This window comes from Ideonella margarita (genome assembly GCF_038066635.1).
GTDB classification, from domain to species: domain Bacteria; phylum Pseudomonadota; class Gammaproteobacteria; order Burkholderiales; family Burkholderiaceae_C; genus Ideonella; species Ideonella margarita.
The window spans coordinates 86,691-111,118 of record NZ_JBBUTI010000006.1; the positions used below are offsets into that span (position 1 = coordinate 86,691).

Here is a 24,428-nt window from a genome sequence, read left to right on the forward strand (position 1 = left end):
TCCGGACCATCGCCATGCAGGTCGCCTTCCAAGTTTCCAACGCCGTTCCGTCGCTCTCGGCCACTCTGCTGGCCCGCCGCGCCCTGGTGGCCGGTTTCAGCCGGGCCGAGCTGCGCAGCGACATGGCCGCCGGTGACGCGAGAGGGCTGATGCGCCTGGTCGGGCAATTGCGGGTGGCCGGCTGTCAGGTGCAGCCGCAGCAACTGCGTGAACGCCTGCTGGCCCATGACAGCGCCGAGCTGCTGGACCGCTTCAACCAGCCCGTGCTGGTGCGCCTGCAGCCGGCTGCTGCCGAGCGTTCGGCGGCAGCCGGCAGCCGCCCCTCTGCCGCCGCCACCCGCTCAACCGAAGCTCGCCGCGAAGGCGTGGCCCGTGCCCATCACCCCCTGGAGCTGACATGCGCCTGCTGATCATCCCCGGCCTGTACGGCAGCGAACCCGCCCACTGGCAAAGCTGGCTGCAAGCACGTCACCCGACCTCCGTGCGCGTGAACGTGCTCGACTGGAGCGTCGGCCAGGTCGACGTCTGGGCCGAGCGCATCGCCGCCACCCTGATCGCCGAAGCCCCGGGCCCCTGGCTGGCCGTGGCCCACAGTTTTGGCTGCCTGGCGCTGGCGCGCTACGCGGCGCTGGGCGGGCGCGACATCGACGCCGGCCTGCTGGTGGCGCCGGCCAACCCGCATCGCTTCAACCTGGCACCGGCGCACATTGCCCGGCCGCTGCCCTTCCGCTCCAGCCTGGTAGTCAGCGACAACGACCACTGGATGGCCCGTGAAGATGCGCTGGCCCTCGGCGCGCAGTGGGGCAGCCGGCCGGTGTGCATCGGCCCGGCCGGGCACATCAATGTGGATGCAGGCTTCGGCCCGTGGCCGCTGGCGCAGGCCCTGGTGGATGAGCTGCGCGACGCGGACCGCCATGCCGCAGCCGGCGTGCGGGCCCGCACCACCGGAGCCCGCAATGCCGCGCCGGCCACACGGTACACAGCACTCCAGATCGCGACGCCAGCAGCGGCAGCACAAACGGCCAGCGCCTGACCGGCAGGCCAGAAACGGAAATCGCATAAGCAACACCGTTTTGATTCGTTCCCTGAAGAGGGGCGGCTTTTTAGGATCAGGGCATTGCTTTTCCCTTCGTCCCGAAAGAGCCCCCATGCAGAACCGCCGCCCCGCCCTGAAGACCCTGGCCGCCACCGCCGTGCTGGCCTTGACCACGCTGCACAGCCCGCTGGCCCTGGCCAAGGATGTGACCCTGCTGAACGTGTCCTATGACCCCACGCGGGAGTTCTACCAGGACTACAACAAGGCATTCGCCGCCCACTGGAAGGCCAAGACGGGCGACAACGTCACCGTCAAGCAATCGCACGGTGGCTCGGGCAAGCAGGCCCGCTCGGTGATCGACGGCCTGGAAGCTGACGTGGTCACCCTGGCCCTGGCCTATGACGTGGACGAACTCAGCGACAAGGCCAAGCTGATTCCCGCCGACTGGCAGAAGCGCCTGACGCACAACAGCAGCCCCTACACCTCGACCATCGTGTTCCTGGTGCGCAAGGGCAACCCGAAGGGCGTGAAGGACTGGGACGACCTGGTCAAGCCCGGCATCAGCGTGATCACGCCCAACCCGAAGACCTCCGGCGGCGCACGCTGGAACTACCTGGCCGCCTGGGGCTACGCCCTGAAGAAGCCGGGTGGCAATGAAGCCAAGGCCCGTGATTTCGTGACCGCGCTGTTCAAGAACGTGCCGGTGCTCGATTCCGGCGCCCGCGGCTCGACCACCACCTTCGTCGAGCGCGGCATGGGCGATGTGCTCATCTCCTGGGAAAACGAAGCCTTCCTGGCCGTGAAGGAACTGGGCCCGGACAAGTTCGAGATCGTCGTGCCGTCGGTCAGCATCCTGGCCGAGCCGCCGGTGACGGTGGTCGACAAGGTGGTCGACAAGCGCGGCACCCGTGACGTGGCCAAGGCCTACCTGGAGTACCTGTACTCGCCGGAAGGCCAGCGAATCGCCGGTGAAAACTACTACCGCCCGATCGACCCCAAGGTGGCCACGCAGTTCGCCAAGTTCTTCCCGAAGATCAACCTGTTCACGATCGACGACGTGTTCGGCGGCTGGGCCAAGGCCCAGAAAGCCCACTTCACCGACGGCGGCCAGTTCGACCTGATCTACACGAAGAAGTGATGCGATTGGCGCTTGAACAGCGTCCTTAAACGCTGAACGCATAAGCACAAGCGTTTTTAGTTGTTCCTTGTTCGGTGGGCCGTGACTAGCATCGCGGTCCACCCAGCTCCATGCTGCACGGCGCGCCTGCGCAGCCGGTCAGCAGATTGCCCATCGTGTTCCTCTCCAAGACCCTGTTGAAGCGCCACAGCGTGTTGCCCGGTTTCGACCTGGCACTGGGCTTTGCGTTGCTCTACATCAGCATCATCGTGCTGATCCCGCTTAGTGCGGTGTTCCTCAAAACCTTCACCATGACCTGGGGCGCGTTCTGGGACACGGTCACCTCGCCCCGGGTGATGGCCTCGTACCGGCTGACCTTCGGCGCCTCGCTGGCCGCGGCGGCGCTGAATGCGGTGTTCGGCCTGCTGGTGACCTGGGTGCTGGTGCGCTATGACTTCCCCTTCAAGCGCATCGTCGATGCGCTGGTCGACCTGCCCTTCGCCCTGCCCACCGCGGTGGCGGGCATCGCACTCACAGCCCTGTATGCGCAGAACGGCTGGATCGGCAGCCTGCTGCCCTTCAAGGTGGCGTTCACGCCCATCGGCGTGTTCGTGGCCCTGACCTTCATCGGCCTGCCCTTCGTCGTGCGCACGGTGCAACCCGTGCTGGAAGACATGCAGAAGGAACTGGAAGAAGCCGCTGCCACGCTGGGCGCTACCCGCTGGCAAACCTTCCGCCTGGTCATCCTGCCGACGCTGGCACCCGCCCTGCTGACCGGCTTTGCGCTGGCCTTTGCGCGCGCCCTGGGTGAATACGGCTCGGTGATCTTCATCGCCGGCAACATGCCGATGGTCAGCGAGATCACGCCGCTGCTGATCATCACCAAGCTCGAACAATACGACTACGCCGGCGCCACCGCGATTGCGGTGGTGATGCTGGTGCTGGCCTTCACGCTGCTGCTGGCCATCAACCTGCTGCAGGCCTGGGCCCGCAAGCGCCAAGGACGCTGACCGATGTCTGCCACCCTGCAAACCCGCCAAGGCGCGCGCACCGCGCTCGCCGCCAACCAGGAACCCGTCTGGGTTCGCTGGACGCTGATCACCCTGGCCCTGGCCTTCCTCTCGCTCTTCCTGTTCGTGCCGCTGTACGCGGTGTTCTACGAAGGCCTGAAGAAGGGCTGGGAGGTCTACCTCGCGGCCATCGTCGAGGAAGACGCACTGTCGGCGATGAAGCTCACGCTGATCGCCGCCGTCATCGCCGTGCCCCTGAACCTGGTGTTCGGTGTGGCCGCCGCCTGGGCCATCGCCAAGTTCGAGTTCCGCGGCAAGGACCTGCTGCTCACGCTGATCGACCTGCCCTTCAGCGTCAGCCCGGTGATCGCCGGCCTGATCTACGTGCTGGTCTTCGGCCTGCAGGGCTGGTGGGGCGAATGGCTGCGCGACAACGACCTGAAGGTGATCTTCGCCGTGCCCGGCATCGTGCTGGCCACCGTGTTCGTCACCTTCCCCTTCGTGGCGCGTGAGCTGATCCCGCTGATGCAGGCGCAAGGCCAGGAGCAGGAAGAAGCCGCCCGCGTGCTCGGCGCCTCGGGCTGGCAGATTTTCTGGCGCGTGACGCTGCCGAACGTGAAGTGGGCGCTGCTGTACGGCGTGATCCTGTGCAACGCACGGGCCATGGGGGAGTTCGGCGCGGTCTCGGTGGTGTCGGGCCACATCCGCGGCCAGACCAACACGCTGCCGCTGCACATCGAGATCCTCTACAACGAATACCAGTTCGCCGCCGCCTTCGCCGTGGCCTCGCTGCTGGCCAGTCTGGCGCTGGTGACCCTGGTGCTGAAGTACCTGGTCGAGCAGCGCGTGAAGAAAGAAAAGTTGGCCGCCCGCGCCGACGTTGAATGAGCACGAATCACCATGTCGATTGAAGTTCGCAACCTCGTCAAGCACTACGGCTCACTGGCCGTCTGCAACAACCTCAACCTGACGATCCCGTCGGGCGAGCTGGTGGCGCTGCTGGGCCCGTCGGGCTCGGGCAAGACCACCCTGCTGCGCATGATCGCCGGGCTGGAGCAGCCCGACAGCGGCAGCGTGCTGTTCCACGGCGAAGACGCCACGTTCGACGACGTGCGTGATCGCCATGTGGGCTTCGTGTTCCAGCATTACGCGCTGTTCGGCCACATGTCGATCTTCGAGAACGTGGCGTTCGGCTTGCGCGTGCGAACCAAGGCCACCCGCCCGTCGGAGCGCGAGATCACCGCCAAGGTCACCGAGCTGCTCAAGCTGGTGCAACTGGACTGGCTGGCAGACCGCTTCCCGCACCAGCTCTCGGGCGGTCAGCGCCAGCGCGTGGCCCTGGCCCGCGCCTTGGCCGTGGAGCCCAAGGTGCTGCTGCTCGACGAGCCCTTCGGCGCACTGGACGCCAAGGTGCGCAAAGAGCTGCGCCGCTGGCTGCGTCGCCTGCACGACGAGATGCACGTGACCAGCGTGTTCGTGACGCACGACCAGGAAGAAGCCATGGAAGTGGCTGACCGCATCGTCGTGATGAACGAAGGCCGCATCGAACAGGTGGGCAGCCCGGACGAGGTCTATGACCACCCGGCCACGCCTTTCGTGCTGAAGTTCCTGGGTGATGTGAACCTGTTCCACGGCCGTGGCCAGACCGCCAGCGCCAGCACGGCCGCCAGCGAGGTGAGCTATGTGCGCCCGCACGAGCTTGACATCGTCGCCCATGCCGATGCCGACACCTGGCAGGTGACGCTGGCGCAGGTGCTGACCGTGGGCCCGAACACCCGGCTGGAGTTCCGCCGCGACGCCGATGGCTCGCTGGTGGACGTGGAGCTGCCACGCGCTGCCTGGGTGCAGGTGCGTGACCAGCTGTCGCTGCAGACCGGCAGCGTGGCGCACCTGCGCCCGCGCCGGGTGACGCGCTTCGAAGGCGTGGCGGTCGACCCGGCCTCGGCCATCTGAAGAACACGTCAAACCCGTCAGACCCGGCATAAGCAACCAACAAAACGGTTGTTTGGATTCAGGCAGCAGATCCCTAGACTTTGGGATCTGTTCACCTGAGCCTTGTTCGCCATGACTGTTTCGTTGTTCCGCCCGCGTCGCCTGTTGCTGCTGGCCAGTGCCCTGACCCTGGCGCTGCCCGCCCTGGCCGCCAACACCAGCCTGCTCAACGTCAGCTACGACGTCTCGCGCGAGTTCTACAAGGACTACAACGCCGCCTTCGCCGCCCACTGGAAAAAGACCAAGGGCGACACGCTGACGCTGAACCAGTCGCATGGCGGCTCCAGCAAGCAGGCCCGCAGCGTGGCCGACGGCCTGGAAGCCGACGTCATCACGATGAACCAGGCCAACGACATCGACATCCTGTTCGAGCGTGGCCGTCTGATTCCGCAGGACTGGGCCAAGCGCCTGCCCGACAACGCGGCACCCACCACCTCGATCTCGGTGATCCTGGTGCGCAAGGGCAACCCGAAGAACATCCGCGGCTGGACCGACCTGGGCCGCCAGGGCGTGTCGGTCATCATCCCGAACCCGAAAACCTCGGGCAACGGCCGCTACACCTACCTGGCCGCCTGGGGCGCCGGCATCAAGGCCGGTGTGAGCCCGCAAGCTGCGCGCGCCCTGGTGGAACGCATCTTCGCCAATGTGCCGGTGCTGGACGGCGGCGGCCGCGCGGCCACCACCACCTTCGCGCAGCGCCAGCTGGGCGACGCGCTGGTGACGTTCGAGTCTGAGGTGCCGCTGATCGAGCGGGAGTTTGGCGGTGGCTACGAAGTCATCTACCCCGAGCGCACCATCCTGGCCGAAAACCCGGTGAGCGTGGTCGACAAGGTGGTGGACCGCCGCGGCACCCGCTTGGTGGCCGAGAACTACCTGAAGTGGCTGTGGTCAGACGAAGGCCAGACGATTGCTGCCAAGCACCACCTGCGCCCGCGCAATGCGAAGGTGCTGGCCGCCTACGCGAAGGACTTCCCGAAGGTGCAGACCTTCACCGTGGACGAGGTGTTCGGTGGCTGGACCAAGGCCCAGAAGGAACACTTCGACGACGGCGGCGTCTACGACCAGATCATCGCGCGCAAGCCGGGCCGCTGAGGGCGTCGGCCGGTGAGGCGGTCGCACCATCGGCCGATGCATCGGCCTCCAGTTCCGCCATGAACACCGCCACCGCGTCAGCCACCTGGCGCGCGTGGCGGCGCAGCTCAGGCACCGCCACCGCCTCCCACCACTGGGCCTTGAGCATCGGCCCCACGTAATACAGGCCTGCTCGACCGTGGCCCGCCGTGTCCAGCGGCCGGTGCTGCTCATCAACCAGCACGCCCAGGTCCAGCGCGTCCGGCGTGAGCACGCCCTGCTGCCGCAGCCGCGCCAGCAAACCCGTGCTGGCGCGCGACAGGCCGGTGGTGGCGCCGGTGCAGTTCACCAGCAGCGCCACGCGCGCCTCCACCACCGGGCCACCCCGGCGCTGCCAGCGCACGCTCAAGGCGCCGTCGGCCGAGCGATCAACAGACAGCAAGCGCCCGGCCTGCAGCGCCACCTGCCCCGCCGCCATCGCGCCTTGCAGGCGGCGGTGGATGCCGGGTGCCAGGCGGTGGCGGTGGGTGTCCCACCAGGGTTGCAGGTGCCGCAGGAACTGACGGCGATCACGCAGTGACAGCCGCTGCCACAGGCTGGGCGTGCAGCCACGCAGGCTGGCCATCACGTCACGCCAGTCGCGCTGGTCAGCCGCGGCTTCGCTCATCCACCGGCGCACCGCCCGCAGCATCGGCCGCAGGCGCGACTCGTCGCCGAGTTCAGCCACCGGCGACAGCCCCGGCCGGGGACGCGCTTCCAGGCTGCGGTGTGGTTGCGGCAACAAGCCGCGCCGCGACAACAAGGTGATGCGGCCCTGGTGGCCCTGGTCCTGGAGCACGGTGACCATGTCGATGGCCGTCAGCCCGCTGCCCAGCACCAGCACCTCGGCGTCCTCATCCAGGCCATCGAGCAATTCCAGCTGCCAGGGGTTGGCCATCAGGCCGGGGGCGCCCCAGGTGAGATGGGGAGCGTCATTTTCAACTGCGTCAGGCCCTGAAACCGGTCGAGGCAATGCCGGCGGCGAAGGCGGCAGGTGGCCGGTGGCCAGCACCACCGCCCGGGCCTGCAGCACCCGGCCGTCAGACAGCATCACAGTAGCCGCCTGCCCGGCTGCAGCAGGCAGCCAATCCACGGCGGTGGCCATCTCGTGGGTCACTGTCAGGCCGCGTTGCTGGGCCAGTTCGGTGGCGGCTTGCAGGCTGGCGCAGAGGTAATCGCCCAGCCACATACGCGGCACGAAGGCGTTGGCTGCATGGCCGGGGTGCACCTGCTGCAGCCAGTCGTGAAAGCCGGCTTCGTGGTCAGGATCGAGGCCGAGCCGTCCGGCCGGCACATTCAGCCAGTGGCTGCTGCTGCGGGTGCCGTAGGCCAGGCCGCGGCCCCAGCGCGGGCCTTGCTCCAGCACGGTCAGGTGGGTGCCGGGCGGGCATTGCGTCGCCAGCCTGGCCACCACCGCCACACCGCAAAAGCCGGCACCGATGACGATCACACCAGGTGGCACGGGCGGGTCTTGGGCTGTGGGCATGGTGGGGGGCGAGGCGACTCGAACGCTAGGAAGCGTTGATGGTCGCCCCGCACCAGCCCCACCGCAAGCGGCGCCAGCGCATAAGCTTATGCGTCTGGCGAATATTGACGCACGATCAGAAGGACCAGGCGCCTTCGGCAGCCAGTTGCGCCAGCGGCAGGCGGTCGTTCGGCAGTTCGCGGGCTTGCAGGCCTTCAGGCAGCGACGCCTTGTCGCCCTGCTTGCCCACGGCCACCACGGCGTGGATCGCCACATCGGCCGGCACGTTCAGCGCAGCGCGCAGCTTGTCGCCGTCGAAGCCGCCCATGGCGTGGGTGATGTAGCCCTTCAGGTGGGCTTGCAGCGCCAGGCTCATCCACGCCGCGCCGGCGTCGAAGGCATGCCACACATTGGCCTTGGCCTCGGTCTGGCCCGGGGCCACCGAACTGGTCTTCGACAACACCACCACCAGCGCCGAGGCTTTGCCGGCCCAGCCCTGGTTGAACGGCACTAGGCCGTCGAGGATGGTGGCGAAGGCCGGCGTGCCGGCGTGGCCGAACAGGAAACGCGCCGGCTGGATGTTGGACGCCGACGGCGCCCAGCGGGCGGCTTCAAGCAGGCCCAGCAGGGCGTCGGCAGCGATGGCCTCGCCGGTGAAGGCGCGGGGCGACCAGCGGTCGGTGAATTGCGGATCGATCGGGTGGGCAGCTTGGCGTTGGCTCATGGTGTTCAGGAATGAAGTTGAAGGGCTCGCCGGATTCTGCACCGGCGAGCCGGCTCGTGCAGGCGATGAGTGCCGATCAAACCGCCACTCAAGCCGCAGCCGGCCAGTGCGCTGCTTTCCCGGTGGTGTGCGCCGCGGCCTCCACCGCCGGCTGGCCCAGCACCCGGCGCAGCACCGTGTCTTCCAGCGCGGCGAAGCCCGGGCCGCGGGTGCGCGGGCGCGGCAGGTTCACGGCCTCGTCGAAGGCGATGCGCTGCTCCTCGATCAGCACCACGCGGTCGGCCAGCGCCACAGCCTCGGCCACGTCGTGGGTGACAAGCAGCGCGGTGAAGCGGTGTTGCGTCCACAGCTGCTCGATGAGCTGCTGCATCTCGATGCGGGTCAGGGCGTCGAGCGCGCCCAGCGGCTCGTCCAGCAGCAGCAGGCGCGGCCGGTGCACCAGCGCACGGGCCAGCGCCACGCGCTGCCGCTGGCCGCCGGAGAGCACCGCCGGCCATTCATGGGCACGGTCCGCCAGGCCCACAGCCGCCAGCGCCTCACGGGCACGGGGCAGCGCATCCGCGCCTTCCAGCCCCAGCGCCACGTTCTCGAGCACCCGCTTCCACGGCAGCAGGCGCGCATCCTGGAACATGATGCGCACGTCGTCCCGAAGCCGCTCACCGGCCGGCTGGCCGTCCAGCAGCAGGGCGCCGCGGTCTGCCCGCTCCAGGCCCGCCACATGGCGCAGCAGCGTGCTCTTGCCGCAACCGCTGCGGCCGACGATGGCCACGAACTCGCCCGGCGCCAACGCCAGGTCCACGTCTGCCAGCACGCTGCGCTGGCCATACGCCTTGTGCAGCCCCTGCACCTGCACATGCAGGCCGGGCTGCACCGTGGCCAGGCGGGCCGTGGTGGTGGCATCCGCCTGCCGGGTGGCAACGGAATCCACCGCCACCGCGCCCAGGCTCCAGGTATCAATGTCACTCATGATCATGCTTCTCCCTTTCATGCGGCCACCGCTTGATAGCCGGGGTGCCAGCGCAACCACCAGCGCTCGAGGCTGCGTGCCACCACGTCCGCCAGCTTGCCCAGCAGCGCGTACAACAGGATGCCGACCAGCACCACATCGGTCTGCAGGAACTCGCGGGCATTCATCGTCAGATAGCCGATGCCGGCCTGCGCGGAAATCGTCTCGGCCACGATCAGCAGCACCCACATCAGGCCCAGCGAAAACCGCAGGCCGACCAGGATGGATGGCAGCGCGCCCGGCAGGATGACCTGCGCATACAGCTGCCAGCCCGACAGCCCGTAGCTGCGCGCCATCTCGATCAGGCCCTTGTCCACCGAGCGGATGCCGTGGAAGGTGTTCAGGTAGATCGGGAAGAACACACCCACCGCCACCAGAAACAGCTTGGCCGATTCATCGATGCCGAACCACAGGATGACCAGCGGGATCAGCGCCAGCGCCGGGATGTTGCGCAGCATCTGCAGCGACGAATCGAGCAGGGTTTCGGCCAGCCGGAAGGTGCCGGTGATCAGACCCAGCGCCAGGCCCAGGCCACCGCCAATGGCCAGACCCAGCAAGGCCCGGCCGGTGCTGATGGCCACGTGGTGCGCCAGCTCACCCGATTGCAGCAAGCCCCAGAACGCGGTGAACACGGCCGCCGGCTCGGGCAGCACGCGGGTCGACAACCAGCCCAGCCGGGACGACAGCTCCCAGGCCAGCAGCGTCAGCACCGGCACCAGCCAGGGCAGCAGCCGCTGGCCGATGCGGGAGGCGGAATTCGGGGAAGCACGCTCAGACATGCCGCCCTCCGTCAGCTGGCCGCACGGGCCAGCGTCGGCACGTGGTTGTTGGCCACCACTTCACCAAACGGGCCGCTCAGGCGCGGCTGGCTGATCTTCTCGCGCAGCGACAGCGGCAGCAGCGGGAACACCAGCTCGGCGAAGCGATAAGCCTCTTCCAGGTGCGGATAGCCCGACAGCACGAAGTACTCCAGGCCCAGCGCCGCGTATTCCTTGATGCGGTCGGCCACCTGCTGCGGATTGCCCACCAGCGCCGTGCCCGCACCCCCACGCACCAGGCCTACGCCGGCCCACAGGTTCGGCGACACCTCCAGCCCTTCGCGGATGTTGTCGCGGTTGAACTTGCCGCCGTGCAGCGCGGCCATGCGGCGCTGGCCCACCGAATCCATCTTCGAAAAGGTGGCCTGTGCGCGGGCCACGGTGGCTTCGTCGAGGTGTTGCACCAGCTCGGCCGCGGCGTTCCATGCCGCGTCCTCGGTCTCTCGGACGATCACATGCAGGCGAATGCCGAAGCTCAGCGTGCGGCCGTACTTGGCAGCGCGCGCGCTCACGTCAGCCACCTTGGCGGCCACGGCGGCCGGCGGCTCACCCCAGGTCAGGTAGGTGTCCAGCTGCTGTGCAGCCAGGTCATGCGCCTCGGGCGACGAGCCGCCGAAGAACAACTGCGGATACGGCTTCTGAAGCGGCGGGTACAGCAGCTTGGCACCTTCCACGCGCAGGTACTTGCCGTCGAAGTCGAGCGACTCACCGGTGTGGCTGCGGGCCAGGATTTCGCGCCAGATGGTCAGGAACTCGGTGGCTTCGGCATAACGCTCGCCGTGCGGCAGGAACTGGCCGTCACCGGCCAGCTCTGCGGCGTCACCGCCGGTGACCAGGTTGATCAGCAGGCGGCCTCCGGACAGGCGGTCGAAGGTGGACGCGATGCGGGCGTACTGGCTCGGCGTGATCAGGCCCGGGCGCAGCGCGACCAGGAATTTCAGATGGCGCGTGGCATCGATCAGGCTGGAGGCCACGGTCCACGGGTCTTCGCAGGAGCGGCCCGTGGGAATCAGCACACCTTCGTAACCCAGCGTGTCGGCGGCCACGGCCACCTGCTTGAAGTAGTTGAAGTCGGCGACACGGCCGCCGGTGGCGGTGCCGAGGTAGCGGCTGTCACCGTGCGTGGGGATGAACCAGAGGATCTTCATGGGGGGGCCTTTGAAGCTTGGAGGATCGGAAGACGGGCGCCAGCGTGGTCGCGACCCGCTCGTTCAGGAACAGTCGCGGTGACTGCGCATGCGACTGCACATGCGCAGCCACACGGTGCGGCCACCAGCTGGCCGCCGTGATGGCCATGACACGCACCACCGTCTCGCGCGGGCTGAGCCGCGGTTGAATCTGCTCGGGGGCGGTGGCGACGGTCATGGCGGGTTGGCTTTCAGCGTGCGGCGACGGCCTTGCGCGCACCCGGCAGGGCGTCGGCAATGCGGACGGGTTTGGGGATGAGCTTCAGGTCAGCGAAGGTGTCGGCGATCTTCTGCTGCTCGGCGGCAATGGCGGCGGTGATGGGCTGCACATTGAACTGGGCACGGTGCAGGCTGAGCTTGACGATCTCCACGTCCAGGCCCTGCAGCGGCGCGATCAGCGTGGCGGCTTCATCAAGGTGGGTCTTGAGCCAGCGGCCCTGGGCCACGGTGTCTTCAAACAGCGCGTCGATGACCTGCGGGTACTTCTGCGCATAACCGCGCTCGGCCAGGTAGTAGGCGTGGTTGCTCACCACACCGCGGCCGTCGGCCAGAAGGCGGGCGCCCGACTGCTTTTCAACAGCGGCCAGGAACGGATCCCAGATCACCCAGGCGTCCACCGCACCGCGCTCGAAGGCGGCGCGGGCATCGGCCGGCGGCAGGAACACGGGCTGGATGTCGCTGTACTTCAGGCCGGCCTTCTCCAGCGCCTTGACCAGCAGGTAGTGCACGTTCGAGCCCTTGTTCAAGGCCACCTTGCGGCCCTTGAGTTCGGCCACGCTCTTGATGGGCGAGTCCTTGGGCACGACGATGGCCTCGGCTTCTGGCGAGGCCGGGTCGTTGCCGATGTAGACGAAGTTGGCGCCAGCGGCCTGGGCAAAGATCGGGGGCGCTTCACCGACGAAGCCGACATCCACCGAGCCCACGTTCAAGCCTTCCAGCAATTGCGGGCCGGCCGGGAATTCCACCCACTGCACCGGCACGCCCAGCACCTGCAGGCGCTTTTCCAGCGTGCCCTGGGCCTTCTGCAGCGTCAGCAGGCTGGCCGACTTCTGGAAACCGATGCGCAGCGACGCAGGCTTGGCAGCCTGGGCCAGAGCGGACGAGCCGGCCGCCAGCGCCAGGACCGTGCCAACGGCGGCGGCGGTGATCTGTCGGCGGGTGAAATCAAGCGAGGCGAATTTCATGGGGGCACCTTGGAGTCAATGGAGGGAGCAGAAAGAAGAACCAGCCCGGCTGAAAAACTCCCCCGACGCGACACACCAACCCAGGCTCAAGCCCGGTGATGCAGACACGCCGGGGGATCAACGGTGCCCATCTGCACACCGGAGTCACCAGGCAAAGGAAAGGGGGGCGCGGAGACGGCGAGCGTCTACCGGCTCAATGCGTGGTCAACACGACATTCGCTCAAGCACACCATGGCTCACGGAATGAGCCTGTGGTGCCGTGACGGCTTCATCGAAGTCATCTGACTTGAGCAACAGCGGCGACAGGGCACGGTCCAGGCGCGCCAGCACCTCGGGCTGCGGCACGCGGCCCAGTCGCTCGTCCACGTCGAAGTGGGCATCGGTGGCGAAGACGGCGTCCAGCAGCTGGCGCGCGCCCAGTGCACCCAGCACCGGCTTGAGGGCGTAATCAAGCGCCAGCAGGTGGGCCAGGCTGCCGCCGGTGGCCAGCGGCACGATGCGCTTGCCGCGCAGGCCTTCTTCAGGCAGCAGGTCGAGGAAGGACTTCAGCAGCCCGCTGTAGGCGGCCTTGTAGATGGGCGTGGCGACCAGCACCACATCGGCTTCGGCCACCTTGGCCAGCGCCGCGACGATCTCGGGATTTTTCCAGTCGGCACCCAGCAGCGCCTGGGCGGGCAGGTCGCGCACCTCGATGTCGGCAACGCTGGCACCGGCCGCCGTGAGGCGCTGGAGCGCGGCACGCAGAAGCGCGGTGGAGCGCGACGGATGCGTCGGGCTGCCGGAGATGCCAACCACCTTCAAGGTGCCGGGACGTAGGGGGGATGCTGCACGGGACATGTTTCACATGTTGGCCCGGCGCCTCCCGCCCGACAACGAAGCTTTTGCTTGGTGCTTATGCTGTTTTCTTGCGGGGCGCGAGTGCAGACCGATCAGAGCGGCGCCTGGGCCACATCAGCGGGCGCCGCCTGCGCCTGCTGCACCACATCACGCGCCAGGTGCGGTGCAAAGGTGCTGATGAACTCGTAGGCATACGAGCGCAGCAGGCCGCCGCGACGCACACCCACGCTGGTGGTGTTCACCTGGAACAGGTGGCGGGCGTCGAGTGCGCGCAGGTGGTTGTCGCGTTCATCGTCAAAGGCGATGGCGGCGATGATGCCCACGCCCATGCCGAGCTCGACGTAGGTCTTGATCACGTCCGCGTCCATGGCGGTGAGCACCACCTTGGGTGCCAGGCCGGCGCGCTTGAAGGCGTCGTCGATGCTGCCGCGGCCGGTGAAGCCGGTGTCGTAGGTGATGACCGGGTGCTCGGCCAGGCGCTCGATGGTGAGCTCACCGTCCAGCAGCGCATGGCCCGGTGGCACCACCACCACGTGCGTCCAGCGGTAGCAGGGCAGCGCCACCAGGCCGCTGTCATCAGCCAGCGCGTGCGAGGCGATGCCGATGTCGGCGGCGCCGCTGCGCAGCATCTGGGCGATCTGCGTCGGCGAGCCCTGGTGCAGCTGCAACTGCACCTTGGGGTGGTGGGCCCGGAACTCATGGACCGCTGCCGGCAGCGCGTAGCGGGCCTGCGAGTGGGTGGCGGCGATGCTAAGCGTGCCGCTGTCACCGAAGCGGAAATCATCGGCCGCACGCTGCAGGTTCTCGGCGTCCAGCAGCAGCTCTTCAACCCAGGGCAGCACGCGCTCGCCGGGTGGCGTGAGGCCGGTCAGGCGCTTGCCGGCGCGCACGAAGATGTCCACGCCCAGCTCGTCTTCCAGCTCGCGGATCTGGCGGCTGATGCCGGGCTGCGAGGTGTGCAGCACGCCCGCCACCTCGGTCAGGTTGAAACCACGGCGCACGGTCTCACGCACGGAGCGCAACTGTTGGAAATTCATCGGAATGCCTGCTGACCGGCGTTGGAAGCAGGTCGTTATGAGATTTCCGCATTATCAAAAGCCGGCGCCCAAGGTTCAACCACCCATTTCATTGATGCATGGATGGAAAACGCATAAGCGACGCGACACCGGCGTGCAGAACCAGCCCTTGGATGAGGGGGCGGCGTGGCCGGGGTGCGTCACCCGGCTGGTGTACCGTGGCGCCCTCGATGCACTGTGCAACCGCCCTTCACCGCCCCATGGCCCCGCTGCTCACCCGCGGCCGGGTGAGTGCGGCGCTGCTGGCGAGTCTGGCATTGACGCTGCTGGTGGCGTTGCTGGTGACGCTCGGCCAGTCGTTCGCTGCGCCAGATACCCGCCAACCCGCGCCCCCGGCAGCGCGCCTGAAAGAACACCCCGCCCTGCGCGCCCTGCCGCCCCGGCTGGCCTGGGCCTGGGAGCGACCGGAAGACCTGCGCTGGCTGCCCGCCGATGCGGGCGTCGCCTGGCTGCACAGCCGCATCCTGCTGCAAGGCGAGCAAGCGCTGGTGATGCCGCGCGCGCAGCCGATGCAGGTGCGGCCCGAGACGGTGCTGGTGCCCGTCGTGCACGTGGATGCCTCGGTGCGCCAGCCGCCCGCGCTGACGGCCCCGCAGCGCCAGCGCATCGTGGCGCAGCTGCTGCGTGCCGCCGCACAGGCACCGTCGCGGGTGGTGCAACTCGATTTCGAGGTGCGCCTGTCGCAACGCGCCTTCCTGGCCGACGTGGTGCGTGCCGCGCGGCAAGCCCTGCCCGCCGATGTGGCGCTGTCCATCACGGCGCTGGCCTCCTGGTGCGCCAGCGACACCTGGCTGCAGGGCCTGCCGGCGGACGAGATCGTGCCGATGGCCTTCCGCATGTCACGCGACAGCGCGGTGCTGCGTGCCCGCCTGCAGACACAAGACGGCCGCTTCACCGCTGAGGGCTGCGGCCGCGCCATCGGCAGTGCCACCGACGAGCCCCTGGCCGGGCTGCGTGCACCGCGCCACTACGTGTTTTCTCCGCGCCCATGGACCCCCGCCGCCTGGGCCGCGCACCCGTTTGACACGGCACCTGTTGCCGCCGACTGAAAGCCTGACCATGCGCTTCACCTCTTCCCGACTGGCCCTGCTCGCGGCCTTCGCCACGACACTCGCCACCTCGCTTGCCGTGCTGCCTCAGGCGGCGTTCGCCAGTGGCGCCGACGGCATGATGGAAAACCCCTTCGTGCCCGAGAACCATGTGCCGTTTCCCGAGATGCCGGCCTATGCCGCGGGCCGCATCGGCGTGCTGCAAGGCGACTGGTGGCGGCTGCACCATGTGCTGGCCTGGCGAGCCCTGCACGGCCAGACCCTGACGCCAGCGCAGTACGCCGCCCTGAACCAGCAACGCTGGCAGGTGGGTGAGCCCCAGATGGGCTACGGCTATTTCTGGAGCGACACCGAGAACGGCGTCGAGGCCTGGAAGAAGGTGCGCAACACGGTGCAACCGCCGCTGTCCGAGAAGACCCGCATCGACCCGTCCAAGTCGACACCGAGCTACGTCACCTATGTGAACTGCCATGCCGACGCCTTCACCACGGCCGCCCGGACGCTGACGGACCGCAAGCAGCGCGGCGATGCCCCAGCACTGCAAGCCTGGGTGGCGGGCCAGGACGCGGTGTTCGCCAACTGCGGAGAAACGCCCACGCGCAACGCCAACGGCCAGATGCAGCCGGCCGGCGTGATCTGGCCGCCGGCCCTGCCGGCCAAGGCACCGCTGTGGCTGCAGCAGGACCATGCCTATCAAACCGCCGCCGCGCTGTTCTACGCCGGCCAGTTCGACCACGCCCGCGAAGCCTTCAAGGCCATCGGCCGCGACAAGGCCTCGCCGTGGCAACCGCTGGGCGACTACCTTGCCAGCCGCTGCCTGATCCGCGCTGCCACGCTGATGCCGGTGGCCGACGGCAGCACCGACAAGATCGCGCCCGCCGGCCGCAATCTGCTGCTGACCGCCCGCAAGGAATTGCAGGCTCAGGTGGTGAGCTACCCGCCTGCGGCGCGGCTGGTCGGCTGGATCGAGGCCCGGCTGAACCCGACGGAGCGTGTGCTGGAACTCGGCCGCCAGCTGGCCACCGGCCCGCTCGACACCGCCGCCCGCCGGCAAGGCCTCACCGATTACCTCTGGCTGCTCGACGGCCAGGCCGAGACCGGCCCGATGGCGCTCTCGCTGTCGCCCGACCCCATGACCAGCTGGATCGGCCTGGTGCAAAGCCCGGTCGATGACGACAAGCAGCGCGCGTCCACCCTGCAGTCGGCGCGCGGCCGCTTCGAGAAGACCGGCGACCTCGCCTGGCTGCTGCCGCTGCTGATGCAGACCCGCACGCTGGCCGACTTGCAACCCGCCGAGCTCAAGGCCGTGCAAGCCGTGCCGACCACGTCGCCGGCCTGGCAAACGCTGAACTTCCACCTCGCCCGGCTTCAGCTGGACGCCGGCCAGGGCGTGGCCGCCGATGCACTGGCCGATCGCGCGCTCGCCGGCCAGGCCGGTGCGCTGTCGATCAGCGGACGCAACCAGTGGCTGCGCCTGAAGCTGGTGAGTGCACGCACGCTCGACGCCTTTCTCGCCGCCGCGGCGCGCACGCCCGCCCCCGACGCCGAGACCGCCACGCCCATCCCCGATGAAGTCAAGCCGGCGGCTGCGGCCAGCGCGCCGGTGGCCCCGTTCATCCCGGAAGCCAACGGCGTCGACACCGACTTCCCGCGGCGGCTCTACCACTACATGCCGCTGGCCTTGCTGAAGCAGATGCACGCCCGCAAGGACCTGCCGGCCAGCATTCGAGGTCAGCTCGGCGAGAGCATCTTCACCCGCGCCCTGGTGCTGGAGGACTGGCCCACCGCGCTCGGCCTGATCGACGAGATGGCGTCCAGCCGCGCCACCACCCGCCACCTTTATGACCGCCTGCGCAACGCGAAGACGCTGGAGGCCCAGCGTGTGGCCGCCACGCTGCTGCTGGTCAACACACCCGAGCTGAGCCCCCGCGCCGTGCAGCCCGGCGGGCAATCGCTGTACTGGGGCTGCCGGGATTACGGCGGCCCATGGGATGTGGACCAGCTGGGCATGTTGGCACCGCAGTTCCTCAGCCCCGCACAGCTGCAGCAGGCCCGGCGCGAACAGGAGCGACTGACGGCCCTGCCCATCCGCACCGAGTGGCTGGCCGATCGACTGCTGCCCTGGGCCGCCAGCAACCAGGCCGATGCCGAAGCGCCCAAGGCGCTGCACTTCCTGGTGGCCAGCACGCGCATGGAATGCCCCGGTGGCCCGGCGCAGGAGCGGCGTGCGGGCACGCCCGAGCCCACCCATTCACGCGACGCTTTCCGCCTGTTGCACAAGCGCTGGCCCGGCAGTGAATGGGCCGCCAAGACCAAGTACTGGTTTTGAAACTGGGGGGCAATTTCAGGGCTGTCACGGGAACGAGGTATAAACCACCCTCGACACCCGCGTGCGTTCGGCACGTGGACGGCTGGTTCACAAGGCCAGCCGCAGTTCGAAGGGAATGTCAGGCCCGTGTCCTGACTGGAGTCCAAATGCGAGATCGCAGTGTTCCCCTGGCCATCATGCTGGCGGGTCTGGCAGGTTGCCAGTCCATGCCGGAAGATGCGCCCGCCGCCTCGTCCGAGGTGGTGTCCGTTTATGCATCGCCCTTCGATGCAGCCACGGTGGCCGCCGGCCGCTTCGGCGCGGTGCCTGTGGCGTCCGCCAGCAAGCGTGACCTCGAAGCCGCCACCCAATGCCCTGACGCCGCGTCCAGCCACAACCAGGCGGCCACCTGCGTGCGCACCCGCACCGGGACGATGGGCTGGGTGCCTTCGCAGGTGCACCGCCTGAACCTGCCGGTGCTGCACCAGGCCAGCTCGGGCAGCTGAAGCACCACCCGGCCGGCCGAGTTCCCTCGGCGGCCGTCAAAGGGCGACCTACGCCCCACCCTCCGGCAGCCGCATCAGCGCCTGCCCCGCCCGCACCGTCACCCCCGTGGCCACACCCGGCGCCAGCGTGAAGCCCTTGGGCGCGAACACGATGATGGTCGAGCCGTGCTGGAACCAACCCAGCTCCTGCCCCTTGGTCATCGGCACCTCGCACGGCAACTCGTTCGGCCCGCCGTAGCGGTGGTGCAGCAACAGGTCGGGCGCATGCAGGCGCAGGCTGGCCACCAGGATGGCCGCCACCGGCACCAGTGCCACCGGATGCCCGCTGCCCGCCAGTTGCAGATGCAGGCTGGCGCGCTCGTTGCGGCAGAACAGGCGCTCCACCCGTTTCAGCGCAATCGGATTGACGTTCCAGGTGTCGCCCGCGATGTGGGTGACATGCCGCAGCACCGCATCATGCGGCGCATGGAAGCGGTGGTACATCGACGCTGTGAGCCGCAGCGTCACGTAACAACCGTCTTCATAGGGGCGCGCGGCCGCCTCGCTGCCGAACAGGTCTGACAAGCTGTACGGAAAACCCTTGGCCTGCCAGAGCCGCTGGCCCTCCACCGCGCCGCACTCCCCGACGATGCCGTCGCTGGGGCTGGCCAGTACCTCGGCGCTCTGATCAACCGGGCGGGCACCGGGTTTCAACTCGCGCACGAAGCAATCGTGCAGGCTCTCGAAGCGGGTCTTGCGGGCCTCGCTCAGATCGAGGTCGGAAAACATCCGCCATGCGCCGATCGAGACACGCGCCACCCAGGGATGGCGGATCTGGCTGAAGCGCCCGACGAAGCGGGTCACGGCCAGACGCGGAATGCGGTTGGTGAGCAGGAAGTTGAGGTCTTCCTGGAGCAGCAGGCGATCACGCCATTTTTTCAATGTCATCAGCATGTCAAAGGCCTGACGCAAAGATGCGGTTTGTTGTCACAGCCACGAAGGCACCTTTCCCATGGACGAGACCCTGGCCCTGTTTGCCCTGGCCGGTACGGCACTGGTGGCAAGCCTGCCCCGAATCACGCAACGCCTGGCGCTGTCGCGCGCCAAGCACCCTTCTCTCACCGGCCATTCGCGCATGGCCAAGCGGGTGGCAGGCCTGCTGCCCGGTTATGCCTACGACGACGCCGCGTTCTTCAACGCCGATGGCGCGCCGGCCAACATCGCCGCGCAACGCCGCGCCGCGCTGGAAGCACTGGGCGCCCGGCTGACGCAGCGCTGCCCACGCACACTGGCGCTCACCGCCCAGGCCCGCGCCGGTCTGCCGGACCTGCAGTTCACCGGCAGCTACCGCGTGCCTTACCAGTTCAGCCCGCTGCTGCGCCAGCATGTGCAGATCGGCGCCTTCCTGGAAAGCGCCGAAGGCAACACGGTGACCGACCTGGACGGCAACCGCTACATCGACGTGGCGGGCTCGTACGGCGTCAACCTGTTCGGGGTGGATGTGTACCGCCGCCTGATCGCCGAAGGCAGCGCGCGGGTCGCGCAGCTCGGTACCGTGCTGGGCAGCTACCACCCGGTGGTCGCCAGCAATGTCGAGCGTCTGAAGGCCTTGTCGGGCCAGGACGCCGTGTCCTTCCACATGAGTGGCACCGAAGCCGTGATGCAGGCCGTGCGCCTGGCCCGGTACCACACGCGCAAGACGCACCTGGTGCGCTTCTGCGGCGCGTACCACGGCTGGTGGGAAGACGTGCAGCCCGGCCCCGGCAACCCGCTGCCCCCGCGTGAAACCTACACGCTGAACGACATGAGCGAGCGCAGCCTGCAGGTCATCGGCAGCCGCAAGGACATCGCCTGCGTGCTGATCAACCCGCTGCAGGCGCTGCACCCGAACAGCGCGGCCCCCGGCGACTCGTCGCTGGTCGACAGCTCGCGCCGCGCGGCCTATGACCGCGAGGCCTACACCGCCTGGCTGAAGCGCCTGCGCGAGGTCTGCACCCAGCGCGGCATTCCGCTGATCTTCGACGAGGTGTTCATGGGCTTCCGCCTGGCCCCGGGCGGCGCCCAGGCCTACTTCGGCGTGAAGGCCGACTTCGTGGTGTGGGGCAAGACGCTGGGTGGCGGCCTGCCGGTGGGCGTGGTGTGCGGCCGGGCCGACCTGATGAAGCGCTTCCGCGAAGACCGGCCGGCCGACATCTGCTTTGCCCGCGGCACCTTCAATGCGCACCCGCATGTGATGGGCGCGATGAGCGCTTTCCTCGACCACCTGGAGCAGCCCGCCGTTCAAGCCCAGTACGAGCAGCTCGACGCCATTCAGGACGCCCGCGCGGCGCGCCTGAACGCCCGTCTGCAGGCGGCCGGGCTGTCGCCGCGGGTGGCCAACATGTCGACGGTGTGGACGGTGTTCTACGAAGAACCCTCGCGCTACAACTGGATGCTGCAGTTCTACCTGCGCGACCAGGGCCTGGCGCTGTCGTGGGTGGGCACGGGCCGGATGATCTTCAGCCTGAACTTCAGCGAAGCCGATTTCGACGACGTGGCCGACCGCTTCGTGGCCGCCGCGCAGGCCATGCGGGACGACGGCTGGGGTTGGCAGGACGGGCACACCGGCAACAAGCAGATCCGCCGCAACCTGCTGCGCGAGATGCTGAGCCACCGGTTCTGAGCACCCACCGGCCCCGGCAACAAAAAGGGGCCGGCTGGCCCCTTTTCCATCAGCGCCAGCACACCGGCTGGCGCGTTGTTCAGTGGCGGGGCTGGTGCACATGCGTCATCGGGTCGATGAGCTCGCCGCGCAGCAGGGCCAGCGGTGCGTCGCGGTACTGCAGGAAGTCGTTGAACGGGTCGGTGAGGATCTTGCACATCCAGGCCAGGCCGGTTTGCACACCCCGGATGAAGAACAGGTGCACGGTGCGGAACAGCAAGCCCGCCACGCCCAGCCAGAACCAGACATAACCGACGTGGTGTGCGTACTCGGACGGCTGCGTCCAGGCGGGCAGCAGGCCGAACAGCGTGGGCTGCAGCCACACCAGCAGCGGTGCGCCGGCCCACAGGCCCATCAGCACCACCTTGCGGCGCAGGTTGTAGCCGACCTTGATGGCTTCCTTGTGTTCCTGCGTGGCCTGGTTGACCTCGTCGTAGCCCAGCGGCTCGAAGAAGAAGTGGCCCGCCTGGCGCGTCGTCATCGACACCAGCCAGGCCAGCAGGGCGGACCAGGCAGGGTCCACGAACAGCAGCGCATAGGCCACCATGAAACTGATGGCGCTGATGAAATGCAGCGTCTGGTTGATGCGGCTGTGGTGGTAGTAGCGGTGGTCATCCCAGCGCTGCTCCCGCAGTTCCTTCATGAACGAATCGAGCATGGGCTTGCGTCCTTGTTGAGGCAGAGTCGTGTGACCGGATAGTGACCTCCGGATATGAAAACGCGGTGACAGTCGAGAAGGTCGAGACCGTCACAAAACCGTTGCGAAGCGCAGGCAGCATGGGCACATGACACCTCTGCCATCCAGCGACCTGGTCATTGATGACTTCCCTGCGCAGGGCCGCTGGCTGCGCATCAGCATGGTCACCGAGACCTACCCGCCGGAGGTCAACGGCGTGGCGCGCACGGTGGCCAGCGTGGTGGACGGCCTGCGGGCACGCGGCCATGAGCTGCAGCTCATCCGCCCCAACCAGCACCGCGGTGACGAGGCCAGCAGCGACGGCCGCTTCCACGAGGTGCTGATGCGGGGTCTGCCGATTCCGCGCTACCCGCAGCTGCGGCTGGGCGTGGCCACGCGGCAATCCTTCCTGCGGATCTGGTCGCGGCGCCGGCCCGACGTGGTGCACATCGCGACCGAAGGCCCGATGGGCTGGGCCGCGTTGCAGGCGGCGCGCCAGTTGCGCATCCCGGTGTGCTCGGACTTCCGCACCAACTTTCACGCCTACAGCCAGCATTACGGCATCGGCTGGCTGCACAAGCCGATCATGGCGTACCTGCGCAAGTTCCATAACCAGACCGGCTGCACCACCACGCCCGACGCCGGCCTGCGCCAGACGCTGACCGACCTCGGCATGCGCAACGTCATCGTGGTGGCGCGTGGCGTGGACAGCCAGCTGTTCAACCCGCAGCGCCGCAGCCCGGAGCTGCGCGCCGAATGGGGCGTCGGCCCGCAGGACATCGCCGTGGTGCACGTGGGCCGCATGGCGCCGGAAAAGAACCTGGATGCGCTGGTCGTGGCCTTCGAAGCGATCGAGCGCGCGCAGCCTTCCGCGCGGCTGGTGCTGGTCGGCGACGGCCCATCCTCGCGCGAGTTGCAGCGCCGCCTGCCGCGCGCCATCTTTGCCGGCATGCGGCATGGCACCGATCTGGCCGCGCACTACGCGTCGGGTGATCTGTTCCTGTTCCCGAGCCTGTCGGAAACCTACGGCAACGTCACGGCCGAGGCCCTGGCCAGCGGCCTGCCGGTGGCGGCGTTCAACTACGCGGCTGCGGGCCAGCTGGTGCGCAACGGCGTGAACGGTGCGGTGGTGCCGATGGCCGACACCCCGGCTTTCGTGCATGCCGCCAGCCAGCTCACCAGCGATGTGAACGCCCTGCGGCAGATGGGCCAGGCGGCGCGGCAAGGTGCCGAGCAACTGGGATGGGACCGCATCATCGACCAGATCGAAGGCGTGTATCACAAGCTCATCGCCGGGCGCGCGGTGGAAGAAGCCGCGCAGCCGGCCTTCACGGCTGGCACGCTGGCGGTCGACTGAGCGGCGTGGCGGCGCGCCAGCGCCACACCCAGCCCATCGCCAGCGCCACCAGCAGGCCCATGCCGGTCATCAGCGCGGGCATGGGCACCTCGAAGCGCAGCACGCCGGCGTAAGCGGCCAGCATCAGCAGCACACTGAGGTTTTCATTGAAGCCCTGCACGGCGATCGACCGGCCGGCACTGAACAACTGCTGGCCCCGGTGTTGCAGCAGCGCATTCATCGGCACCACCAGCAAACCGCCCACCGCCCCCAGCAACACCAGCGCGGGCACGGCCAGCCAGGGCTCAGTGAGCTGCGCGACGCCACACGTCAGCAGGCCCAGCAGCATGCCCAGCGGCAGCACCCGCCGGGCGCGCGCCAGCGGCACCCAGCGCCCCGCCACACCGGCACCGGCCAGCACACCCAAAGCCACCACGGCCTGCATCACCGCGGCCTGGTCCAGCCGCCACTGCAACACCTCGCCAGCCCAGCGCAACACAGCCAGCTGCAGCACCGCACCGATGCCCCAGAACAAGGTGGTGACGGCCAGCGACACACCGCCCTGCGCATCGCGCCACAGCTGCCGGTGGGCCTGCCAGAAGTCGGCCACCAGCTGCTGCGGCCGCACGGTGGCAGGTGTGTGGCGCCAGCCGGTGTCGGGCACCTTGAACTGCACCCAGGCCGCCGCCAGGTAGATGGCAGCCACCAGCAGCAGCGCCACCTGCAGCACCGGCCACGGCGCCATCCAGGTGGTCATCAGCGGGCTGATCAAGGCGCCACCCAGCGTCACGCCGAGCAGGGCCGCGCCCACCACGCTGAGCTCGATCCAGGCATTGGCCGCCACCAGCTGCGGCGCCGGCACCAGCTCGGTGATCAGGCCGTACTTGGCCGGCGCATAGGCCGCTGCGCCCAGGCCGGCCACCGCATAGGCCAGCACCGGGTGCACCTGCATCAGCATGCCCAGCACCGCCAGCAGCTTGATGCCGTTCATCCAGCCCATGATGCGGCCCTTGGGCCAGGCATCGGCCAGCACGCCGGTGAACGGCGCCAGCACCACGAAGAACAGGTTGAAGGCCAGCTTCAGCATCGGCACCCACCAGGCCGGCTCGCCCTGGCTGTGCAGCAGGGCAATGGCCACGATGAGCAGCGCGTTGTCAGCCAGGGCCGACAGGAACTGGGCGAGGATGATGCGATGGAAACCGACAGGCATGGCCGATTGGAAACAGCGCAGCCCGCTGCCTTGATGACAGCCCCGTGGCAAACCCGTGACGCCGCCGCGAAGCACGGCGGCACAATGTGCCGATTGACTTC

At 68.4% G+C, this 24,428-nt stretch carries 24 protein-coding genes; 12 read left to right on the forward strand and 12 right to left on the reverse strand.

All coding sequences use genetic code 11. From position 1 onward, the window contains the following. Positions 1-14: 14 nt before the first annotated feature. The 7 genes from AACH00_RS09730 to AACH00_RS09760 all read left to right on the forward strand — a co-directional run bounded on the left by AACH00_RS09730 (position 15) and on the right by AACH00_RS09760 (position 6,247). Positions 15-410: a hypothetical protein gene (locus AACH00_RS09730; RefSeq protein WP_341398922.1), complete on the forward strand. Its 396-nt coding sequence runs from the start codon at positions 15-17 to the stop codon at positions 408-410. Continuing rightward, complete coding sequence (locus AACH00_RS09735; protein ID WP_341398923.1) at positions 398-1,033, forward strand: RBBP9/YdeN family alpha/beta hydrolase; 636 nt, start codon at positions 398-400, stop codon at positions 1,031-1,033. The genes AACH00_RS09730 and AACH00_RS09735 overlap by 13 nt, the downstream gene beginning before the upstream one ends. A gap of 115 nt (positions 1,034-1,148) precedes the next feature. Continuing rightward, positions 1,149-2,174, forward strand: a complete 1,026-nt coding sequence (locus AACH00_RS09740) for a sulfate ABC transporter substrate-binding protein (protein ID WP_341398924.1) — start codon at positions 1,149-1,151, stop codon at positions 2,172-2,174. Between the two features lie 110 nt (positions 2,175-2,284). Continuing rightward, positions 2,285-3,163, forward strand: coding sequence for a sulfate ABC transporter permease subunit CysT (gene cysT / locus AACH00_RS09745; RefSeq protein ID WP_423221918.1), 879 nt, complete (start codon positions 2,285-2,287; stop codon positions 3,161-3,163). Between the two features lie 3 nt (positions 3,164-3,166). Further along, positions 3,167-4,051: a sulfate ABC transporter permease subunit CysW gene (cysW, locus tag AACH00_RS09750; RefSeq protein WP_341398926.1), complete on the forward strand. Its 885-nt coding sequence runs from the start codon at positions 3,167-3,169 to the stop codon at positions 4,049-4,051. A gap of 12 nt (positions 4,052-4,063) precedes the next feature. Next, complete coding sequence (locus tag AACH00_RS09755) at positions 4,064-5,116, forward strand: sulfate/molybdate ABC transporter ATP-binding protein (RefSeq protein ID WP_341398927.1); 1,053 nt, start codon at positions 4,064-4,066, stop codon at positions 5,114-5,116. A 111-nt stretch (positions 5,117-5,227) separates the two neighbouring features. Then, positions 5,228-6,247 (forward strand): sulfate ABC transporter substrate-binding protein, encoded by a 1,020-nt coding sequence (locus AACH00_RS09760; RefSeq protein ID WP_341398928.1) that lies wholly within the window; start codon positions 5,228-5,230, stop codon positions 6,245-6,247. On the opposite strand, the gene AACH00_RS09765 is transcribed toward AACH00_RS09760, so the two are convergent. From AACH00_RS09765 to AACH00_RS09805, 9 genes are all read right to left on the reverse strand, one after another. Continuing rightward, on the reverse strand, positions 6,222-7,751 hold the full coding sequence (locus tag AACH00_RS09765) for an FAD/NAD(P)-binding protein (protein ID WP_341398929.1): 1,530 nt from the start codon (positions 7,749-7,751) through the stop codon (positions 6,222-6,224). The two genes, AACH00_RS09760 and AACH00_RS09765, sit on opposite strands and share 26 nt — an antisense overlap. Before the next feature lie 115 nt (positions 7,752-7,866). Next, entirely contained in the window at positions 7,867-8,454 is a 588-nt protein-coding gene (locus AACH00_RS09770; RefSeq protein WP_341398930.1) for a nitroreductase family protein, read from the reverse strand. 88 nt (positions 8,455-8,542) lie between these two features. Then, complete coding sequence (locus AACH00_RS09775; RefSeq protein ID WP_341398931.1) at positions 8,543-9,427, reverse strand: ATP-binding cassette domain-containing protein; 885 nt, start codon at positions 9,425-9,427, stop codon at positions 8,543-8,545. Positions 9,428-9,438: 11 nt separating this feature from the next. Next, positions 9,439-10,239 carry an aliphatic sulfonate ABC transporter permease SsuC gene (gene ssuC / locus AACH00_RS09780; protein ID WP_341398932.1) on the reverse strand — a complete coding sequence of 267 codons (801 nt, stop codon included), beginning with the start codon at positions 10,237-10,239 and terminating at the stop codon, positions 9,439-9,441. An 11-nt stretch (positions 10,240-10,250) separates the two neighbouring features. Then, positions 10,251-11,426, reverse strand: a complete 1,176-nt coding sequence (ssuD, locus tag AACH00_RS09785; protein ID WP_341398933.1) for an FMNH2-dependent alkanesulfonate monooxygenase — start codon at positions 11,424-11,426, stop codon at positions 10,251-10,253. Further along, the gene (locus AACH00_RS09790) at positions 11,392-11,643 is read right to left on the reverse strand and encodes a hypothetical protein (protein ID WP_341398934.1); all 252 of its coding nucleotides are present in this window, start codon (positions 11,641-11,643) and stop codon (positions 11,392-11,394) included. Before AACH00_RS09790 ends, ssuD begins: the two co-directional genes overlap by 35 nt. A gap of 13 nt (positions 11,644-11,656) precedes the next feature. Beyond that, on the reverse strand, positions 11,657-12,649 hold the full coding sequence (locus tag AACH00_RS09795) for a sulfonate ABC transporter substrate-binding protein (protein WP_341398935.1): 993 nt from the start codon (positions 12,647-12,649) through the stop codon (positions 11,657-11,659). 204 nt (positions 12,650-12,853) lie between these two features. Then, positions 12,854-13,486, reverse strand: a complete 633-nt coding sequence (gene ssuE / locus AACH00_RS09800) for an NADPH-dependent FMN reductase (protein WP_341398936.1) — start codon at positions 13,484-13,486, stop codon at positions 12,854-12,856. A gap of 92 nt (positions 13,487-13,578) precedes the next feature. After that, entirely contained in the window at positions 13,579-14,523 is a 945-nt protein-coding gene (locus AACH00_RS09805; RefSeq protein WP_341398937.1) for a CysB family HTH-type transcriptional regulator, read from the reverse strand. Positions 14,524-14,762: 239 nt separating this feature from the next. Between AACH00_RS09805 and AACH00_RS09810 the strand changes: the two genes are divergently transcribed. From AACH00_RS09810 to AACH00_RS09820, 3 genes are all read left to right on the forward strand, one after another. Further along, positions 14,763-15,611 (forward strand): hypothetical protein, encoded by an 849-nt coding sequence (locus AACH00_RS09810; RefSeq protein WP_341398938.1) that lies wholly within the window; start codon positions 14,763-14,765, stop codon positions 15,609-15,611. A 10-nt stretch (positions 15,612-15,621) separates the two neighbouring features. Continuing rightward, on the forward strand, positions 15,622-17,940 hold the full coding sequence (locus tag AACH00_RS09815) for a hypothetical protein (protein WP_341398939.1): 2,319 nt from the start codon (positions 15,622-15,624) through the stop codon (positions 17,938-17,940). 146 nt (positions 17,941-18,086) lie between these two features. Continuing rightward, a complete protein-coding gene (locus tag AACH00_RS09820) occupies positions 18,087-18,425 on the forward strand; it encodes a hypothetical protein (RefSeq protein ID WP_341398940.1) in 339 nt (112 codons plus the stop codon). A 48-nt stretch (positions 18,426-18,473) separates the two neighbouring features. Here AACH00_RS09820 and asd read toward each other — a convergent pair whose 3' ends face one another. Beyond that, entirely contained in the window at positions 18,474-19,352 is an 879-nt protein-coding gene (gene asd, locus AACH00_RS09825) for an archaetidylserine decarboxylase (protein ID WP_341398941.1), read from the reverse strand. A 64-nt stretch (positions 19,353-19,416) separates the two neighbouring features. Here asd and AACH00_RS09830 point away from each other — a divergent pair, with 64 nt between their 5' ends. Further along, positions 19,417-21,066: an aminotransferase class III-fold pyridoxal phosphate-dependent enzyme gene (locus AACH00_RS09830; RefSeq protein WP_341398942.1), complete on the forward strand. Its 1,650-nt coding sequence runs from the start codon at positions 19,417-19,419 to the stop codon at positions 21,064-21,066. 79 nt (positions 21,067-21,145) lie between these two features. Here the strand turns inward: AACH00_RS09830 and AACH00_RS09835 are convergent, their stop codons facing one another. Then, positions 21,146-21,763, reverse strand: a complete 618-nt coding sequence (locus AACH00_RS09835; RefSeq protein ID WP_341398943.1) for an Mpo1-like protein — start codon at positions 21,761-21,763, stop codon at positions 21,146-21,148. A gap of 127 nt (positions 21,764-21,890) precedes the next feature. On the opposite strand from AACH00_RS09835, the gene AACH00_RS09840 reads away from it, so the two are divergent. Next, positions 21,891-23,138, forward strand: a complete 1,248-nt coding sequence (locus AACH00_RS09840) for a glycosyltransferase family 4 protein (RefSeq protein WP_341398944.1) — start codon at positions 21,891-21,893, stop codon at positions 23,136-23,138. Here the strand turns inward: AACH00_RS09840 and lplT are convergent. After that, a complete protein-coding gene (gene lplT, locus AACH00_RS09845) occupies positions 23,110-24,327 on the reverse strand; it encodes a lysophospholipid transporter LplT (protein WP_341398945.1) in 1,218 nt (405 codons plus the stop codon). The genes AACH00_RS09840 and lplT overlap by 29 nt on opposite strands. Positions 24,328-24,428: the final 101 nt, after the last annotated feature.